This window comes from Rothia nasimurium, assembly GCF_928381705.1.
GTDB classification, from domain to species: domain Bacteria; phylum Actinomycetota; class Actinomycetes; order Actinomycetales; family Micrococcaceae; genus Rothia; species Rothia nasimurium_G.
The window spans coordinates 149,839-167,949 of the sequence record NZ_CAKMSR010000005.1 but is presented as its reverse complement, the minus strand read 5'-3'; the positions used below and the strand labels follow the sequence as shown (position 1 = coordinate 167,949).

Annotated in this window: 19 protein-coding genes; 7 read left to right on the top strand and 12 right to left on the bottom strand. The window is 59.3% G+C overall.

The features are described 5' to 3' along the window. Positions 1–177 precede the first annotated feature (177 nt). Entirely contained in the window at positions 178–672 is a 495-nt protein-coding gene (gene tpx, locus L6762_RS06120) for a thiol peroxidase (RefSeq protein WP_237186059.1), read from the bottom strand. A gap of 130 nt (positions 673–802) precedes the next feature. On the opposite strand from tpx, the gene L6762_RS06115 reads away from it, so the two are divergent. The 3 genes from L6762_RS06115 to L6762_RS06105 all read left to right on the top strand — a co-directional run bounded on the left by L6762_RS06115 (position 803) and on the right by L6762_RS06105 (position 4,592). After that, complete coding sequence (locus L6762_RS06115; RefSeq protein ID WP_237186058.1) at positions 803–3,166, top strand: ATP-binding cassette domain-containing protein; 2,364 nt, start codon at positions 803–805, stop codon at positions 3,164–3,166. Positions 3,167–3,256: 90 nt separating this feature from the next. Continuing rightward, the gene (locus L6762_RS06110) at positions 3,257–3,907 is read left to right on the top strand and encodes a TetR/AcrR family transcriptional regulator (RefSeq protein WP_237186057.1); all 651 of its coding nucleotides are present in this window, start codon (positions 3,257–3,259) and stop codon (positions 3,905–3,907) included. Next, complete coding sequence (locus L6762_RS06105; protein WP_237186056.1) at positions 3,900–4,592, top strand: TetR/AcrR family transcriptional regulator; 693 nt, start codon at positions 3,900–3,902, stop codon at positions 4,590–4,592. Before L6762_RS06110 ends, L6762_RS06105 begins: the two co-directional genes overlap by 8 nt. Positions 4,593–4,693: 101 nt before the next feature. On the opposite strand, the gene L6762_RS06100 is transcribed toward L6762_RS06105, so the two are convergent. From L6762_RS06100 to ychF, 7 genes are all read right to left on the bottom strand, one after another. Continuing rightward, complete coding sequence (locus L6762_RS06100) at positions 4,694–5,344, bottom strand: hypothetical protein (protein WP_237186055.1); 651 nt, start codon at positions 5,342–5,344, stop codon at positions 4,694–4,696. A gap of 163 nt (positions 5,345–5,507) precedes the next feature. After that, on the bottom strand, positions 5,508–6,884 hold the full coding sequence (locus tag L6762_RS06095; RefSeq protein ID WP_237186054.1) for an MFS transporter: 1,377 nt from the start codon (positions 6,882–6,884) through the stop codon (positions 5,508–5,510). A gap of 23 nt (positions 6,885–6,907) precedes the next feature. Next, on the bottom strand, positions 6,908–7,264 hold the full coding sequence (locus L6762_RS06090; protein ID WP_237186053.1) for a zinc ribbon domain-containing protein YjdM: 357 nt from the start codon (positions 7,262–7,264) through the stop codon (positions 6,908–6,910). A gap of 122 nt (positions 7,265–7,386) precedes the next feature. Further along, positions 7,387–7,845, bottom strand: coding sequence for a hypothetical protein (locus L6762_RS06085; protein ID WP_237186052.1), 459 nt, complete (start codon positions 7,843–7,845; stop codon positions 7,387–7,389). Between the two features lie 172 nt (positions 7,846–8,017). Continuing rightward, on the bottom strand, positions 8,018–8,377 hold the full coding sequence (locus tag L6762_RS06080; RefSeq protein ID WP_237186051.1) for a HepT-like ribonuclease domain-containing protein: 360 nt from the start codon (positions 8,375–8,377) through the stop codon (positions 8,018–8,020). Next, on the bottom strand, positions 8,377–8,715 hold the full coding sequence (locus L6762_RS06075; RefSeq protein WP_237186050.1) for a nucleotidyltransferase family protein: 339 nt from the start codon (positions 8,713–8,715) through the stop codon (positions 8,377–8,379). The genes L6762_RS06080 and L6762_RS06075 overlap by 1 nt, the downstream gene beginning before the upstream one ends. A 116-nt stretch (positions 8,716–8,831) precedes the next feature. Next, entirely contained in the window at positions 8,832–9,917 is a 1,086-nt protein-coding gene (ychF, locus tag L6762_RS06070; protein WP_237186049.1) for a redox-regulated ATPase YchF, read from the bottom strand. A 152-nt stretch (positions 9,918–10,069) separates the two neighbouring features. Between ychF and L6762_RS06065 the strand changes: the two genes are divergently transcribed. Then, entirely contained in the window at positions 10,070–11,101 is a 1,032-nt protein-coding gene (locus L6762_RS06065; protein ID WP_237186048.1) for a hypothetical protein, read from the top strand. Here L6762_RS06065 and L6762_RS06060 read toward each other — a convergent pair. Then, a complete protein-coding gene (locus L6762_RS06060; RefSeq protein WP_237186047.1) occupies positions 11,098–11,421 on the bottom strand; it encodes a DMT family transporter in 324 nt (107 codons plus the stop codon). The genes L6762_RS06065 and L6762_RS06060 overlap by 4 nt on opposite strands. Positions 11,422–11,506: 85 nt before the next feature. Here L6762_RS06060 and L6762_RS06055 point away from each other — a divergent pair, with 85 nt between their 5' ends. After that, on the top strand, positions 11,507–12,814 hold the full coding sequence (locus tag L6762_RS06055) for an amino acid permease (RefSeq protein ID WP_237186046.1): 1,308 nt from the start codon (positions 11,507–11,509) through the stop codon (positions 12,812–12,814). 63 nt (positions 12,815–12,877) lie between these two features. On the opposite strand, the gene L6762_RS06050 is transcribed toward L6762_RS06055, so the two are convergent. Both L6762_RS06050 and L6762_RS06045 read right to left on the bottom strand, forming a co-directional pair. Then, positions 12,878–13,969 (bottom strand): 4-hydroxy-3-methylbut-2-enyl diphosphate reductase, encoded by a 1,092-nt coding sequence (locus L6762_RS06050; protein ID WP_237186045.1) that lies wholly within the window; start codon positions 13,967–13,969, stop codon positions 12,878–12,880. Positions 13,970–13,989: 20 nt separating this feature from the next. Next, the gene (locus L6762_RS06045) at positions 13,990–15,189 is read right to left on the bottom strand and encodes a hypothetical protein (protein WP_237186044.1); all 1,200 of its coding nucleotides are present in this window, start codon (positions 15,187–15,189) and stop codon (positions 13,990–13,992) included. 99 nt (positions 15,190–15,288) lie between these two features. Between L6762_RS06045 and xseA the strand changes: the two genes are divergently transcribed. Beyond that, the gene (gene xseA / locus L6762_RS06040) at positions 15,289–16,611 is read left to right on the top strand and encodes an exodeoxyribonuclease VII large subunit (protein ID WP_237186043.1); all 1,323 of its coding nucleotides are present in this window, start codon (positions 15,289–15,291) and stop codon (positions 16,609–16,611) included. Positions 16,612–16,647: 36 nt separating this feature from the next. After that, positions 16,648–16,887, top strand: coding sequence for an exodeoxyribonuclease VII small subunit (locus tag L6762_RS06035; RefSeq protein ID WP_135013197.1), 240 nt, complete (start codon positions 16,648–16,650; stop codon positions 16,885–16,887). Here L6762_RS06035 and L6762_RS06030 read toward each other — a convergent pair. After that, entirely contained in the window at positions 16,884–18,101 is a 1,218-nt protein-coding gene (locus L6762_RS06030; protein ID WP_135013198.1) for a pyridoxal phosphate-dependent aminotransferase, read from the bottom strand. The two genes, L6762_RS06035 and L6762_RS06030, sit on opposite strands and share 4 nt — an antisense overlap. Positions 18,102–18,111 lie beyond the last annotated feature (10 nt).

Sequence of the window (18,111 nt, the reverse complement as noted above, 5' to 3'; positions counted from 1 at the left end):
GGAGCCGACTGGATGGGTCTGGCGTGAATCGCGACGAGCCTCTAGGCGAGGAGCGAGAGGGTCAGTCGGCGAGAGTATGTTTGCTGCGCTAAATATTGCGAAGTGTCTCTGCTCTAGAGAGCTGGGATAGGGTCAGCAGGCGGAAGGGATATACCCACCGCGTAAGTGATGTTGGTTTTAGAGAGCGGCGAGCGCTGCCTCGTAATCAGGTTCGGTGGTGATTTCGTCGACCAGCTGGGTGTAGATGACGTCACCGGCGGCGTTGATGACCACAACGGAGCGGGCCAGCAGGCCGGCCAGGGGGCCGTCGGTCATGGTGATGCCGTAGTCTTCACCGAAGGAGTCGCGGAAGGCGGACGCTGATACAACGTTCTCGATGCCTTCGGCACCGCAGAAGCGGCTTAGGGCGAAGGGCAGGTCCTTGGAGACGCACACGACGGTGGTGTTCTCTAGCTTGGATGCTTCTTCGTTGAATTTACGGACGGACGCGGCGCAGACGCCGGTGTCGATGGAGGGGAAGATGTTGAGGACCAGGTTCTTACCCTCGAATGAGTCTGAGGTGACTGCGCCGAGGTCGGTGCCCACCAGGGTGAATGCGGGTGCTGTGGAACCTACGGCGGGCAGGTCGCCTACGGTCTGTACGTCATTGCCTTCAAGATGTGTAGTAGCCATAGTTGTATTGTGGCGCAGGCAACCGGGGTGGTGCAAGGTGTTGCGCTGTGCGGGGAACCGTAGGTCTTAGCCGGGGTGGGCGGTTCGATAGACTGGTGTGCAGCTTATTTTCGCATTTTAGGGAGATTTCGTGTCTACTGCTCACGCCGCTGATTCCCATCAGACTATTCGTATTACGGGTGCCCGCAATAATAATCTCAAGAATGTTTCGGTTGAGATTCCTAAGCGCCGTCTGACGGTCTTTACCGGTGTGTCGGGGTCGGGTAAGTCGTCCTTGGCGTTTGGTGTGGTGGCGGCTGAGTCTCAGCGTCTTATTAATGAAACCTATTCTGCTTTTGTGCAGGGTTTTATGCCGCATCAGGATCGGCCCGATGTCGATGCGATTGAGGGTCTGACCAGCGCGATTATCGTCGATCAGGAGCGCCTGGGGGCTAACCCTCGCTCGACGGTGGGTACCGCAACCGATGCCCTGCCCATGCTCCGTATGCTCTTTGCCCGCGTGGGCACCCCGAATCTAGGCTCCCCCACCGCTTTTTCTTTCAACCAGGCAACCGTGCAGGGTACCGGTGCCCGTAAGGTGGGCGATGGCAAGGCCGAGCACGTTACTTTCTCCCGTACCGGTGGTATGTGCAACCGCTGTGAGGGTCTGGGCCGTACCAGCCAGATTGACCTGACTGAGCTCTTTGATGAGAACCTGACTATGGAGGACGAGGGCTTCTTCAAGGTTCCCGGTTTCTCTACCAGTGGCTGGTCAGCCCGCCTCTACAAGGAGTCGGGCCTCTACCCCACCGATATTCCGGTCAAGGATTTCACCGAGCAGCAACGTGCCGATTTCCTGTATAAAGAGCCCACCAAGATGAAAATTGCGGGCATCAATATGACCTATGAGGGTCTGGTGCCCCGCATTGAGAAGTCTATGCTCTCCAAGGATAAGGAGGGCATGCAGGCCCATATTCGCGCTTTTGTTGACCGGGCGGTCACTTTTGTCCCCTGCCCTGACTGCGGCGGCACCCGCCTGTCGCAGGCTGCCTTGGCCTCCAAGGTCAACGGGGTGAACATTGCTGAGCTCTGCGACATGCAGGTTACCGACCTGCTCGCCTGGGTGCGCGAGCAGGACATCCCCGAGGTCGCTCCCCTACTCGCTGCGCTGGAGCACCTGCTCGACTCTATGGTCACCATCGGCCTGGGCTACATTGCTCTCTCCCGCTCTGCCTCCTCGCTCTCAGGTGGTGAGGCCCAGCGCGCCAAGATGGTGCGCCACCTGGGTTCCCCTCTCACCGACGTCACCTATGTCTTTGACGAGCCCACCGCGGGCCTGCACCCCCACGACGTCACCAAGATGAACGAGCTTCTGCTGCGCCTACGCGACCGCGGCAACACTGTGCTGGTGGTAGAGCATAAGCCCGAGACCATCGCTATTGCCGACCACATTATCGACATGGGCCCGGCCGCCGGTTCCGCCGGTGGCACCGTGGTCTACGCTGGAGCCTTCGAGGGGCTCAAGCAGGCAGACACCGTCACCTCCCGCCACTTCTACGACCGACAGGGGCTTAAGGACGCCGTCCGCCCGGCTACCGGGGCCCTGCAGGTTGCTCACGCAACCCGCAACAACCTCAAAAATGTCTCGGTGGCCGTGCCCACCGGCGTCCTGACCACCTTCACCGGTGTAGCCGGGTCTGGCAAGTCCTCGCTGATTACCGAACTCCTGGAACAGCAGGCAGATAGCGAAGAGCGCATCATCTACATCGACCAGGCTCCCATCAAGGGCTCCCGCCGTTCCAACCCGGCTACCTATACGGGCTTGCTCGAACCTATCCGCAAGGCCTTCGCCAAGGCTAACGGGGTCAAGCCCGCCCTCTTCTCAGCTAACTCTGAGGGCGCCTGCCCCGAATGTAAGGGCACCGGCGTGATTGAAACCCAGCTGGGCTTCATGGAAAAATCCACCGCCGTCTGTGAGGCATGCGAGGGCAAACGCTTCTCCCCCGGCGTACTCGAATACCGCCTGGGCGACAAAAACATCAGTGACGTTCTGGCCCTCTCTGCTGCCGATGCCCTCACCTTCTTCAGCGCCAAAGACACCAAGCTGGCCGCCGCCACCAAAATCCTGCAGCGCCTCGTCGATGTGGGCCTGGGCTACATCACCCTCGGTCAGCCCCTCTCCACCCTCTCCGGCGGCGAGCGCCAGCGCATCAAACTCGCCACCCACATGGCAGAACCCGGCGGAATCTACGTCTTCGACGAACCCACCACCGGCCTACACCTGGCCGACATTCAGCAGTTCCTGGCCCTGCTCGACCAGCTGGTCGATGCCGGAACCACCGTACTCTGCATTGAACACCACCAGGCAGTCATCGCCCATTCTGACCACATTATTGACGTTGGCCCAGAGGCTGGCCACGGTGGCGGTACAATCGTATTTGAGGGCACCCCCACCGCCCTCGCCGCCGCAGGTACCCTCACCGGCGAGCACCTAGCGTCCTACCTAGCGTCATAAAACCCCGCCGCACCACGTCATAAAGGCGTTCTCCCACGAAAAAAGACAGGGGGCGACGCCTGTAACCACACCATCATCTAAAGTAAAACTGTGCCAAAACTCATCAACCACGAAGAACGAAAACAAGAAATCTCCCAGGCGGTCTGGGCGGTGCTAGCCCGTGAAGGCGTCCGCGGCGTATCTGTGCGAACCGTAGCCGCCGAAGCTGGCATCTCTACAGGCTCTCTGCGCCATGTCTTCCCCTCCCACGAAGAGATGATGCAGTTCTCTCTCGACTATGTAGGCAAGCGCTTCATTAGGTCCCTCACCAGCCGCACCTTCAACTACGAGCTGATTTACAGTCTCGAAGAGATTTTCACCGAGCTCTCCCCCGTCTCTGAAGACGGCAAGCTCTTTATCACCGTGGTTGCGGGCATGCTGGCCGATGCCTCAACGATTCCCGGTATCGCCAAGATTCAGCAGTCCCATGAAAAGGACTTCCTCTACGCCTACGGCTTCCTGCTCAGCCAGCTGCGGGCCCAGGGGTTTGTGCGCGACGATATCGATATCGACCTAGAGGTAGAAAAGCTCGTAGCCCTGCTGTGGGGTATCAACTGCCTCTACCTGCTCACCGACGGTGAAGCCAGCGACGAAGAGCTCATGGCCCCCATGCTCACCCACTTCGAGACCCTGCTGGAAATCTTCACCTACCCCGAAGAGCAGGACCTCGACTACTTCAGTCAGGAGTTCTTCAGTGCCTAAGCTCATTGACCACGACGAACGCAAGAAAGTCATTTCCCAGGCAGTCTGGAAGCTCCTCAACGAACGCGGCGTCAGCGCTATCACCATTCGCAACGTGGCAGCCGAAGCCGGCATTTCCACCGGTTCGCTGCGCCACTCCTTCGACAGCCGCGTCGAACTGGTCACCTACGCCCTGGAACTTATCGGTGTAGAGACCGAGGCCAGTATGCGGGCGGTAGCGGTACAGGGGCAGGACGTGCTCAACACCATCAAGATTCTTGAGCACTTCATCCCACTCACCCCGCGCTCCCGCGCGGTTTCCCGCATCACCCTGGGCATGGTGGCCGAGCTGCGTTCTACCCCCGAAATTAAAGATATTTCGACTGCCAGCCTGGAGCGCATCCGCACCCTCTTCTACGACATGCTGGTGCACCTCGACGAGGCAGGACAGCTTAAGGCCGGAACCGATATCAAGGTGCAGGCTAACCAGCTGACCATGCTCAGCTACGGTCTGACCACCAAAGCTATTATCGGCGGTAAGGGATCAGACCCCGTCCACCTTAGCTACATCTTCCGTTCCAGTATTAATGAATTGCTCGTACACCCCGTACCCTACGCAACCCAGGAAGACATCGACGAATTCATTGCCCTGTCTGAAGGTGTGGGCGAGTTGCACACCCCCGAAGAGACCGCAGAAGAAAACTAAAAACGGGGCAAACCTATAGCGAAACTCTTTAAACGCCACAGCGAGCGGAACCGGTGCCGGTTCCGCCCGCTGTGTGTATAGGCTTCTGGCTAAGGTACCTGCTACCAGGCGAAGCCGATAGAATCCTCAATCTTCTTCACAAAGTCGGGGTTGGCCTCGTCCACCAAGATAGCGGCGTGCATCAGCTCGTGCCCGTTATCCAGGGTGAAGATGTAGCCGGGGGCGTTACTCGAAGCAAAACGTACCTCGGAGCGAATCACACGCACGCCGTCTTCGCGGGTGTAGTTAATGGTCTCAACGGTCTCGTTGATAGACCAGGCCGGGGTAAGGCGGGCGACGGTTTCTTTCTCCATCTCTTCAGCGCTGCGCCCCTGCTCATCGTTATAGGGGGTGCCCACCATAAAGCGGCCCGCGGCGTCCTCTGCGCTACGGTAGTGGGTGAACTGGTAGGTGAAGATTTCTGCCTGGGAGGGAGCGGCGTCCTGCACGTAGTCCTGGGGGACGAAGAAGGTCACGCCGTTCTCGGCAAAGACGGTGCCCGGGAAGGGGTCCTCGGGAGTGGGCTCAGGGGTCGGCTCTGCGGTGGTCGATTCGGGAGTCGGCTCCGGGGTGGGGGTAGGGCTGGGCGATGCTGAACTTGCGCTTGCTGAAGCGGTCTGCGGGTCAACGCGGGTGATGGCTTCTTCCTGCTGGCAGGCGGTGAGGGCCAGCAGGGCAAGGCTAGTAAACAGGACGACTGATTTTCTGGTCATGCTTCCTTCACAGGGTAAGGCGTGGTGTGCGGCTTTTAATTCTAAAGACCGCAGTAGCACCTGCCCAGTGAAAACCAGAAAATGTGGGCAAGATACCGCAACCCTCCCCGTGCATTTGCTGCCTGTCGGCTGGGAGGGGCGGCGGGCGTCCGCCCCTGACAAACTAGGACGCCTGTGCCCGGCCTGCCAGCTCCCGCTTGGCTTTGGGGTAAAGCAGGGCAATCATGAGAATACCTAGCAGAATCACCGGAATGTGGCTGGCCATGGCCCAGCGGAAGGCCTCAAGGGTGTAGGTGTCGGGGGTGCCGGCGCCGAGGCTGTCAAGAATCAGGCCGATCAGGAACACGGTGGTGAGGGCTCCTACGAAGCCTCCCATGTTGGCGATGCCCGTAGCTAGGCCGCGCTGGTGCTGGGGTACGTGCGAACGCACCACCTCGAAAGCAGCCATGGACACCGGGCCGTTGATGCCCAGAGTAATAGCCGCAGCGTACACCAGGGCGGTGGGGGCAATTCCGGGCCAGAAGAAAATCAGGGACCACAGGCTGAGGTTGAGCAGGCTGCTGCCCACCGCAATATGCACCCGGTAGGGAGAAAAGCGGGAGAGAATCGAGCCGGTGAAGAACCCGGCAATGACGATGGAGGCCACCACTGTGCTGACGATGCCCGAAGCCAGGGCCCGGCTATAGCCCAGGCCACCGGTCAGGAAGGGCATGCCCCACAGCAGCATGATGGAGAAAATCATGGAGGCCGTCACGTAATGCACCCAAAAGGCCAGGCGCACACCCGGGTAGGCCAGAACCTGCCTGATAGAGGCCGCAAAACCTGGGTTTCCTGCTGGGGGTAGTACAGGTAGAGAGTCTGTGACGGGGTAGGGGTGGTCGGTGCGGGCCTGGTTGGCTTCGTCCTGCTGAGGGTGCGGACGCCGGGAGGACGCGCTCCCCCGTCCGCGCCGGGTCCACCGCCCCAGCCCCTGGGCAACGGTAGCCCCGCCGGGAGCCGGCCTGAGCGTGAATAGGGCCAGAAGCAGAAGGCAGGAACCAATAGCAGCAAGAACACTAAAGCCGCCTTGCCAGCCCAGGGCACCCACCAGGGTGACCAGGGGCGTGACAGCAACCAGCTGACCCAGCTGGCCCATATTGGCGCTAATTTGGTTGACCACCGGGATCTGTTTAGGGGTAAACCAGTCTGAAATCAGACGGATCAGGCTGACGAAGATACAAGCGTCCCCGCTACCCACCAGCACACGCGCCAGCAGGGCTAAGGGAACAGTCTCGCTCTGGGCCAGAAGAAACTGGCCAGCCGTCATAAGGGTCAGGCCACCCGCAATCAGCACCGGCGCTCCCTTACGATCAAGCAGGGCACCTACCGGCACTTGCCAGCTAGCGTAGACCACCAGCTGCAGCATGATGAAGAGGGAAATAGCTGTAGCTTCAACCCCAAAGTGGGTTTGGGCAGTGGCCCCCAGCGCTGAGAAGGAGCTGCGGTTGATAATCGAGAAAACGTAGGCGGCTATGGCAACCGCCCACACCAGCCATTTCACGGGTGGGCCACTGCTTTCGGGGGTTAGTTACTCTTCTTGACGACGGAGGACTTGAGGTACATCTGGCCTGCGCCGGGTACCTTGGCCTCGATGTCGTGGCCGTTGACGGGGCTTTCGAGCAGACGGATACCGCGCACCTTGGTGCCAGCCTTGATATCGGCACCGCCCTTGACCTTGAGGCCCTTGGTGATGGTGACGGAATCGCCGTCTACCAGCTCGTTGCCGACTGCATCGAGTACCTTGGAGCCGGTCTCTTCTGCCTCAGCGGCATCGGTTTCAGCCCATTCGTGGCCGCACATGGGGCAGACCCAGAGGTCCCCCTGCTGGTAGGAGTACTCTTCAGAACAGGCGGGGCAGGCGGGTGCGGGAGCATCAGACATGGGGGTCTCCAAAAGTTAGGTGGTGTCTAGGTCGCTCCCCATTATCCCAGATAGAAGCACAAAACCTCCCGCTCTTCGGGGCATCGAAGAGCGGAAGGTTCTGGGGCTAAACGTAGGGGGCCTTACTTGGTGGGTGCAGGGCCTTCGTCGTTCATGTCGGTGGCGGGGTCTGAGACAACGTCGGCAGGGGCCTCGTCGGCCAGCTTCTGGGCCTTCTTATCGGCCTTCTCGGCTTCCTTTTCGGCCTTAGCTTCTGCCTTTTCTACCTGCTTCTCGGCCTTAGCCTCGGCGCGGGCGTCCTTGACCTCTTCAGCCTTTTCCTTGGCTTTCTCGGTGCCTGCGGCGGCAGCTTCTTTAGCCTTTTCGGCACCTGCCGCAGCTGCTTCCTTGGCCTTTTCGGCGACGACGGGGGCCTGTTCCTTGATGGTTTCTTCGGCGGTCTTGATGCCGTTCTGCACCTTGGGGTCGTTCCAGACGTTGGCGGCCTGGGTCTTGATCTTTTCATACTGGCTGCGGCCTGCACGAGCACCCAGAACATAACCGATACCTGCACCGGCGATGAACGCTAGACGTGCTTTCATGATAAACCTTCTTTCATCAGGTAGCTTGGTATCCCCTATTGTGCCAAAAGCATACTTATGAGCGGTAGACGACACACCGCACACGCACCTAAGACGCCATCGAAAAAGTGCAAGTGCCCCGCACTTTTCACGGGGCACTTGCACTTTTCCAAGGGGAAATCCGGTTTGGAGGCTAGACGTTGAAGCGGAACTCCACCACGTCCCCGTCCTGCTCAAGAACCTCCAGGCTTTCTAGGCAGTGCTTCAGCGGTGGGAGATAAATCCCAACTACTTCAAAAACCAGTTCAATGTCCACTCCAAAATACTCATGAACCAGTATGTTTCGCAGGCCACGAATCTGTGGCCATGGAATCTCTTGATAAGCTTCGGTTAGGGTCCCCGGGAGCGTTTTCACGGCGTCACCAATAATCTGTAGATTCCGTTCGATTGCATCCTCACCCATCCTCGTTAGACGAGGTTCAGAAGAAATAAGCTGAACATAGTCTTCACAGTTGCTGATAGCGCGCAAGATATCTTCGATGCGCTGACTCACTAGTCTTGCCATAGGGGAACTGCCTCGGCCAGGGCCTGCTGGGATACTTGATTTTTAAGGAGCTGAAGAGGAAAAATATCGACCCGCTGAGTACCCAAAAGGTTACGGGTTTCCTCCATAAGACCAGCTGCCCGCATCAAGACGTTACCATCAGCGGGATCCATCTCTACCAGAATATCTAAGTCGCTCTCCGGGCCAGCAGTACCCCGGGCGACCGACCCGAAAAGTTGCGGGTTATAGGCACCGTATCGTTCCAGCAGCTCTGTGAATGGCTGCCAGTGGGTCTGAAGTAAAGACCTATGCTCTAGGCTTTCTCTGCTTAGACTTCTAGTGCTCATACCCACAGTTTACCTATCCACTTCTGAGAAAAGATAGGGCTTTTATTTTCTATAAAAAGTGGCCGGTAGCTCCTTCCAGGGAGCAACCGGCCATCAGAATATCAGAGGCTACAAAGCTAGACGTTGAAGCGGAACTCCACCACGTCGCCGTCCTGCATGATGTAGTCCTTGCCTTCCATGCGGACCTTGCCGCGGGCCTTAGCCTCGGCCATGGAGCCGGCATCGTCCAGGTCAGAGAAGGAAACAACTTCGGCCTTGATGAAGCCGCGCTCAAAGTCGGTGTGGATGACGCCGGCAGCCTGGGGGGCGGTGTCGCCCTTGGTGATGGTCCAGGCGCGGGTTTCCTTGGGGCCTGCGGTCAGGTAGGTCTGCAGACCCAAGGTGGAAAAGCCGACGCGGGCCAGCTTGTCGAGGCCGGACTCGTCCTGACCACTCATTTCCAGCATTTCGCGAGCCTCTTCTTCAGAGAGCTCCACCATGTCAGCCTCAAGCTTGGCGTCCAGGAAGACGGCCTCAGCGGGGGCGACCATGGCGCGCAGTTCAGCCTGCTTTTCCTCAGAGGCGAGGACGCCCTCGTCCGAGTTAAAGACGTAGATGAAAGGCTTGGAGGTGAGCAGGTTCAGCTCCTTGAGCATAGCCATGTCAATCTTGGCTTCTTCGTACTTGGAAATCAGGGTGTCGCCCTGTTCCAGCACAGCCTGGGCCTTCTTGTATTCCTCAAGCTGGGCAGGGTCGCCCTTCTTGATTTTGACAGCCTTTTCCAGGCGGGGAATAGCGTTTTCCAGGGTCTGCAGGTCAGCCAGCACCAGCTCGGTGTTGATGGTTTCCATGTCGCTGGCGGGGTCTACCTTACCGTCGACGTGGATGACGTCGGGGTCATCGAAAGCGCGGACGACCTGGGCGATAGCGTGGGCCTCGCGGATGTTGGCGAGGAACTGGTTACCCAGGCCTTCACCTTCGGAGGCGCCGCGAACGATACCGGCGATATCAACGAAGGAGACGGTCGCGGGCAGAATGCGCTCGGAACCGTAGATTTCAGCCAGGCGAGCCAGGCGCTCATCGGGCAGGTTGACGACGCCCACGTTGGGTTCGATGGTCGCGAAGGGGTAGTTCGCTGCCAGGATGTTGTTTTTGGTCAGTGCGTTAAAGAGGGTCGACTTGCCGACGTTGGGCAGACCCACAATTCCAATAGTTAAAGCCACGGTTTCTAGTTTACAGGGGCGAGTCAAGCGAGCACGGGAGCGCTGGAGAAGCCCTGCACGCGGTGCGGACGCCCGGCCCCAGTGGGTAGGTCAGGCAGCTTCCCCTCACCCACCTCTTGTTACCTGGAGCACGGTATTTTATGCTGGTCAGCATGACAGTAGCGCAGTTTTTGCCCCGGGACATCAGCATCCGCCCCATCAACCTTGACTCCGATGCCGATATGGAGCAGCTCAATGCTCTAGAGTCTGCCTGCGATGAAAAGCTCTACGGCTTCCCGTCCACCACAACCATTGAAGAACGGAGGGCTATTCTTGCCCCCTCCAGTTACTATGAAAACTACCGCTGGGTTGCTGAGGTCCGGGGGCAGATTCTCGGTATTGTGCTGGTGTCACTCCCCCTTAAAGAGAACCTGGATGGCCTGAACTTCCTTCTCGCCGTCCACCCCGATGCTGAAGGGCGGGGCCTGGAAGAAGCGCTTACCCGCCATGCCCTGGCCGAGGCTATCAGGCCCAGCGGACGCACCCACATCTCCTACTACGGCTACCTCATGCAGGACGACAACAAGGACGACCCCGCCCTGCCCATCAACAGGGTTGCGGCTCTTCTAGGCCTAGAACCTAAGAATTCTGATATCACAAGAATTGCTCCCCTGCCGATCCCCGCTAACCTCGCGCAGGCGGCTGAGCGCAAGACAATAGCCGACCCCGCCTACACCTTTGAGGTCTGGGAAAACCACATTCCCGACCAGTATTTAGAATCAGCAGCAGCTGCTTACCACCAGCTGGAGGTAGATGAGCCCATAGGAGAAGCCCACCGGGAAGCTTCAGACTTCACCCCTGAGCGTCTGCGCGAGATGGAGGTCCGAGCTCACGCTGCAGGTGACGGTCTCATCTATGCCGCCGCCCTGCACCAGGGTACGGTTGCGGCCCTCACAGCACTGAGCTACCCCACCCACCCGGGCAATGCCTCAGCCTGGCAGGAATCTACAGTTGTCATGCCAGAGCACCGCGGCCTTGGCCTCTCCCGCACCCTCAAGGTGCTCAGCCATACCCGCCTACCGGCGTCCGCGCCCCACATCCGGCAAATTATTACCATAAACTCGGCCGTCAACCCGGCCATGATCAAGGTTAATGAGGAGCTGGGCTACCGGCCCGTCTGGGAAGAAATCTGCTACCAGAACTAGTGGCTAGCCCCGCCCAGGTTGAGCACCAGCACACCGGCCACAATCAGGGAAATACCCACAACCTTGACCAGGGTGATGGGCTCCCCTAGGAAGAGGGCGCCAATAGCGACAATCGCCGCCGTACCCAAACCTGCCCACAGGGCGTAGGCAACTCCCACCGGAATGTCCCGCACCGCCAGCGACAGCATGAAAAAAGCGAAACCGTAGCCCACCAGGCACCCCAGGGTAAACCACAGTTTGGTGAACCCCTCAGTGTATTTCAGCAGGGTGGTGGCAATGAGCACCGAGCCAATAGCGAGCGCGAGGAAAAGGTAGGGCATAGGCTTATTCTGCATGGCTCGTACAAAAAAGGCTAGAATGATAAGTACACGTATCTCACAACGATGTGAATCTAGGAGTTTTTGTATGTCTCACAAGGGCAGCCACGAATACACCGATGTCTCCACCGCAGCCATAGAAATGGGCGACGCCGCAACCCGGGCGCCGGGGTGGAACCGCACAGACACAGCCTGGACCGTCAGCCTCTTTGGCACCGCCGTCGGCGCGGGCGTCCTCTTTCTCCCCATTAACGCGGGCGCCGGTGGTGTCTGGCCGCTGCTGGCCGCAACCATTCTGATTTGGCCCATGACTTTCCTCGCCCACCGAGGGCTCTCCCGCATGGTCTCCGCCAGCTCCAAACAAACAGCAGATATCACAGAGGTAGCCGAAGAATTCTTCGGCCGAGGCTTCGGCAAGATCTTTACCCTGCTCTACTTCCTCTCCATCTACCCCATCCTGCTCATTTACGGCGTCAGTATCACCAACACCGTTGACTCCTTCCTGACCAACCAGTTCGGGCTAGAACCCCTGCCCCGCTGGCTTCTTGCCGCCCTGCTTGTTGGCGCCATGAGCGCCGTCATGATTATCGGCCAAAAATTTATGCTCATGGTGACCCAGTTCCTGGTCTACCCCCTTATTCTGGTACTCGCCGCGCTCACCCTCTACCTCATCCCCCACTGGTCACTCGACGGTTTTAGCCAGGTGCCGGCTCCCGGCAACTTCTCGATGACCCTCTGGCTCATGCTGCCGGTGCTCGTCTTCTCCTTCTACCACGCAGCGGCTATCTCCCAGTTCTCAGTGGCTATGCGCAAGCAGTACCACGGCTTCGCTTCGGTCAAGGCCTCCCGTGTACTGCGCGTTACCTCAATCATTCTGACCGTCTTCACCATGGGCTTTGTCTGGTCCTGCGTACTAGCTATCGGTCCGGACGGCCTCGCTGAAGCCCGCGCCTCAAACCTGCCCATCCTCTCCTACCTGGCCAACGAATTTGATGCCCCCTTCATCAACTGGCTCGGCCCCATCGTAGCTATTGCGGCCATCATTTCCTCCTACTTTGGTCACTGGCTCGGCGGGCACGAAGGAGCAGCCGGTATTATCCGAAAGAACTTCGACCCCGAGAAAAAGCGCATCAGCGATAAGGCCCTCAACATGGCTATCAACGCCTTTATCGTAGTCGCCGTCTGGATTGCAGCCGTGCTGAACCCCAGCGTCCTCTCCCTCATCGAATCCCTAGTCGGCCCCGTCATGGCCCTAGTACTCTTCATCGTGCCCATGTGGGCCATCCACAAGGTACCGGCCCTAGCCCCCTACCGCGGCAAACTCTCCAACATCTTCGTGGTGATCTCAGGCATCGCAGCCTTCTCCGCCGTCGTCTACGGCCTAATCCCCAGCTAACCAGTCCCACAAGAAAAGGCCCCCGTGCGGGGGCCTTTTCTTATAGGGAAACTCTTCGCGATTTTACCGGCTCGGCTTCGCGCCTCGTCCTCCCAATCGCATCGCGGGCTCACCCGAATCATTCTTCAGGGCCGCACGCAGCTCCTTGGGCAGGGAGAAGAGAATATCTTCCTTAGCGGTCTCAAACTTCTCAACGTCAACATAACCGTAGTCAGCCAGCAGACGCAGAACGTCCTGCACCAGTACCTCGGGCACAGAAGCGCCAGAAGTCAGACCCACGGTGGTCACACCCTCGAACCAGGCCTCATCAACCTCATTGGCGTAGTCCACCAGGTAGGCCTGCTTAGCGCCGTATTCCAGGGCGACTTCCTTCAAGCGCACAGAGTTCGACGAGTTGGTCGAGCCCACCACAATCACCAGGTCAGCCTTCGGAGCGATCTCCTTGATAGCGCCCTGGCGGTTAGAGGTTGCGTAGCAGATATCGTCGGAGGGCGGGTCCTGCAGGGTGGGGAAGCGCTCACGCAGACGGGCAACGGTTTCAAGGGTTTCGTCCACAGACAGGGTGGTCTGCGAAATCCACACGACCTTCTCGGGGTCGCGAACGGTCACCTGGTCAACCTCATCGGGTGAGTTCACGATCTGAATATGGTCGGGGGCTTCGCCGGCGGTACCCTCTACCTCTTCGTGGCCGGTGTGGCCAATCAGCAGAATGTCGTAGTCCTGCTTGGCAAAGCGCACAGCCTCGCGGTGCACCTTTGAAACCAGGGGGCAGGTAGCGTCAATGGTGTTAAGCTGGCGCTCTTCTGCTGAGGCAACTACTGCCGGGGAAACACCGTGGGCGGAGAAGACGGTGACGGCGCCCTCGGGGACTTCCTCCACCTCGTCCACGAAAATTGCTCCCTGAGCTTCGAGGGTTTCAACCACGTGGCGGTTGTGCACAATCTGCTTACGCACGTAGACAGGCGCCCCGTAGTGGTCCAGGGCCTTCTCAACGGCAATGACGGCGCGGTCAACACCTGCGCAGTAGCCGCGAGGTGCTGCTAGGAGCACCTTCTTGTCGCCGGTGGGGGCGGCTGCCTCAACTTCTTCGCGGGTCCTGCGCACGCGGGGTACGGTGGGCAGACCCAGTTCAATGGTCTTCTCTTGGGTAGACATAGTCTCTATCCTACGTGGTTCTAGCGGGTGCGTGCAGTGGCTTCTCTCGCAGTCAGCCCCATGATCGCTGAGAGAAGAGCAAGAAGTGTCAGTACTGCCCCCGCAATCAGCAGATTGAGGGCTAGGCCGTTGTGGTAGCTAGCGAAAGAGGCGGTGATAGTTTCAGATAGTTTTTGTAAGAAAAGGACGGCGGCGTTGCTGGCCGGTAGCTCAATTCCGGCGGTCAGTGAGGCACCGCCACCCAACAGGCCGGCGACCCAGAGCAGGCCAGCTGCAGTTAAGGCGATGAAGGCCAGGTAGGCAAAGCGGTTGCGGGGCCACAGGAGGAACCCGAGCAGGGCAGATAGACCGCTGACCACCAGCAGGGGTTGCCAGAGAGAGGCCAGCCAAATCAGGGTATTGACAGTGGAATTGATAGGCCAGATATTCTGCCCCGTATCCAGGGTGATGGTACGGCCGGGCAGGCTTGAGGTATCAACACCAAAGCCGGTCGCCGACTGCACAGACGACCCCGCTTGGTCGTAGAGGGCAGAAAGGTCAAGCACCGCCGGGCGACTTTCACCCGAGAAGTTATAGGCGTGGGTATCTGAAATCACCTGGGCCCACAGCTGGGGGTAGGCATCGGAAGTCACCAGCGAGTTGGTAGCCCCGTCAACCAGGGTGTAGGTCTGGTCATAGAGCCAGTTCTGCACTCCCCCGTACCAGGCGGTGGAGTTCCCGTCGCCCAGGTAGGTTTCGATAGCGGGTGAAGCCATGATGTCGTCGGTAACGGCGCTTGCCAGACTGGTTTGGAAGTCCTGGTCGTAGGCGATGGATTCGGTCATCGCCGCAAAGTTTTCGGTATCTACCAGGGTGGTTTGTGCCCAGTAGGCTGTAGCTGCGGCCAGCCCGGTAGCCAGCGTAAGGAGGGCCAACAGGATGCAGAGAAAGCGCCTGGCTAGGCTAAAAGCCGGCCGGCGGCGCTGACGTCGAGGCGTCCGTGGGGGCGCGTAGGACGCCACCGGGGCGGACGCTACCCCCTGCGCCTGCGCTTCAGGAGGGTAGGCCCCCTGGGCATAGTGAGCCGAGGCCGGCTCTGCATAGGGGTGGGCGTAGCCCTGGGGCTGCTGGGCGTAGGCTGCCTGGGCTTCTTCCTGGGCGCGCTGATTTTCGGCCTGAACGTAAGGGTTTGTCCAGTTGCCGTCGCCGTAGTCTTCTGTGCTCTTGCGGGTACCCGTCATGCTTGCATGGTAGCCGGTCTTACTGAGTATTTGCTTGAGTTCCTATTTTTTCTCGGCTCAATGCTTAAAGTGTCAGCCAGCGGTGGTAGAAGTAGGTGTATGAACAGTTTTGGTGATTCTGCACCCGGTCATCTGACGCTGGCACAGCTACAGGCCCAGCAAGAACAGCAGGCCCAGCGCGCACCCCGGCAACTAGCGGAACGCGCTGGCCAGACCAGCGTCGATAACCCCTGGCCCCTACATGTGCTGTCGAATAAGATGCACGAGTATATTGCCCGTTGCGTACCGACCTGGGTAGAGGGGCAGATTATTGAGCTCAACCACCGCGGCAGGGTTTCCTATGTGACGCTGCGCGATATTGAGCAGGAGGTCTCGGTATCGGTTACGGTCTGGGGCTCAGAGATGGCTAAGGTGCAGGGCCAGTTGGAGCGGGGCTCTCGGGTGGTTTTGCAGCTCAAGCCTGATTTCTGGGTGAAGACCGGCCGCCTATCGATGCAGGGCTCTAACATCAAGCCGGTGGGTGTGGGTTCTATGCTGGAGCTCATTGAGCAGTTGCGTGCCAGGCTGCAGGCTGAGGGTCTTTTTAGTCCCGAGCGTAAGAAGCCCCTGCCGCTACTCCCCCGCCGGGTGGGTTTGATTACCGGCCGTGATTCGGACGCCATGAAGGACGTCATCCGTAACGCCTCCCTACGCTGGCCTGCCGTTGATTTTGAGGTACGGGAGGTTGCGGTGCAGGGCGTGAACGCGGTTGCCCAGGTGACGCCTGCGCTGGCTGAGCTTGATAGCCGGGATGACATCGACGTGATTGTGATTGCCCGCGGTGGCGGCTCCTTTGAAGACCTGCTGCCTTTCTCTGAGGAGGCAATGGTTCGGGCCGTTGCAGCGGCGCACACCCCGGTCGTATCGGCTATTGGCCACGAGGCTGATTCTCCTCTGATGGACCACGCAGCAGATTTGAGGGCTTCGACCCCTACCGATGCCGGTAAGCGTATTGTTCCGGACGTCCGTGAGGAGCGGGAGCTCTTCGCATCGGCCCGATATCAGCTGGTGCGGGCTGTAGAGCAGCTGGTGTCTGCTGAGCGTTACGGTCTAGCCCAGGTGCGGTCCCGTCCGGTTCTTGCCAATCCGGGCTCAGCCCTGCTGGCTAGGTCAGAGGATATTGAGCGGCTGCTGGCGAGGGCTTCGAACGCGGCCGTCCACCGTCTTGCCAGGGACCGTGATCTTATTAGCCAGCTACGGGCGCGGGTTACGGCCCTGTCACCCCAGCAGACCCTGGAGCGCGGCTATGCGGTGATGCAGGACGCCTCCGGCCAGCTGGTACGCGATGCCCGCACCCTGCACGAGGGGCAAAACATTAGTGTGCGCGCGGCAGCCGGCGCTGTGGAGGCAACCGTTACCGCCGTGCACGAGAAAAACCACTAGAACCTGGTCAGATGCCAGGTCGAGGAAAGGAAACCTATGAGCAACACCATCGAATTTAAGACCGAGTTGAATGCGACTCCGGTAGAGCAACTGACCTACGAGCAGGCCCGCGAAGAGCTCCTGCAGGTTGTAGCCCGCATGGAGTCCGGTGCGAGCACGCTTGAAGAGTCTATTGCCCTGTGGGAGCGGGGCGAGGCCCTTGCCCAGCGCTGCGAAGCCTGGCTCGACGGCGCCCAGGCAACCCTGGACGCCGCCCGCCAGAACCAGACGTCCTAGTTCTGCTTGTAGTCAGCCAGGAAGTTGCCCAGACGCTCCAGGGCATCGGCCAGGGTGCGGGTATCTGGCAGGAAGACCAGGCGGAAGTGGTCGGGCTCTGACCAGTTGAAAGCTGTGCCGTGGCTCAGCAGAATCTTCTGTTCCCGTAGCAGATCGAGCATGAACTGCTCATCGCTGGTGATATTGAACTTATCGATATCGAGCTTGGGGAAGAGATAGAGGGCGCCTTCAGCCTGCTGCACGGTCACGCCGTCCATTTCGCTGAGCATCTTGTAGGACAGGTCCCGCTGCTCTTTCAGGCGTCCGCCGGGCAGAATCAGGTCGTTGATGGACTGATAGCCGCCCAGGGCGGTCTGTACGGCGTGCTGGGCGGGCACGTTAGCGCACAGGCGCATATTAGCTAGCAGGTTAATACCCTCGATGAAGGGGGCAGCAGCGAGCTTGGGCCCCGAAATAGCTACCCAGCCAGCGCGGTAGCCGCAGACCCGGTAGGCCTTGGAAAGACCCGAGAAGGTTAGGGTGAGTACGTCGTCGCCTGCCAGAGCTGCCACGTGGGTCATCTGGGCGCCGTCGTAGAGAATCTTCTCGTAGATCTCATCAGCAAAAATTACCAGCTCGTGTTCCCGTGCCAGGTCAACAATCTGCTGGAGTACCTGGGGCGTATAAACAGCACCGGTGGGGTTATTGGGGTTAATGACCACAATGCCGCGGGTGTTGGGGGTGATTTTTGACCTGATGTCCTCGATATCGGGCAGCCAGCCGTCCTCTTCATTACAGAGGTAGTGCACCGGCTTGCCGCCTGCGAGTTGGGTGGCAGCCGTCCACAGGGGGTAGTCGGGGCTGGGCACCAGAATCTCGTCCCCGTTATCGAGCAGGGCTTGCAGGGTCATAGGAATCAGCTCCGAGACACCGTTACCCAGGTAGACGTCGTCGGTCGTGATGTTCATGATGCCCTCGTTCTGGTAGTACTGCACAATGGCGGTACGGGCAGAGTAGAGGCCTCGGGAATCAGAGTAGCCCTGGGTGTAGGGCAGGTGCTCGATGATATCCATCATGATGGTTTCAGGCGCTTCAAAACCGAAGGGCGCCGGGTTACCGATATTGAGCTTGAGAATACGGTGACCGCGCGCTTCCATACGCTGGGCTTCTTCCAGAATGGGCCCGCGAATATCGTAGAGAACGTTTTGAAGTTTTTTTGATTGCTTGAATGCCATGAGATTTAGA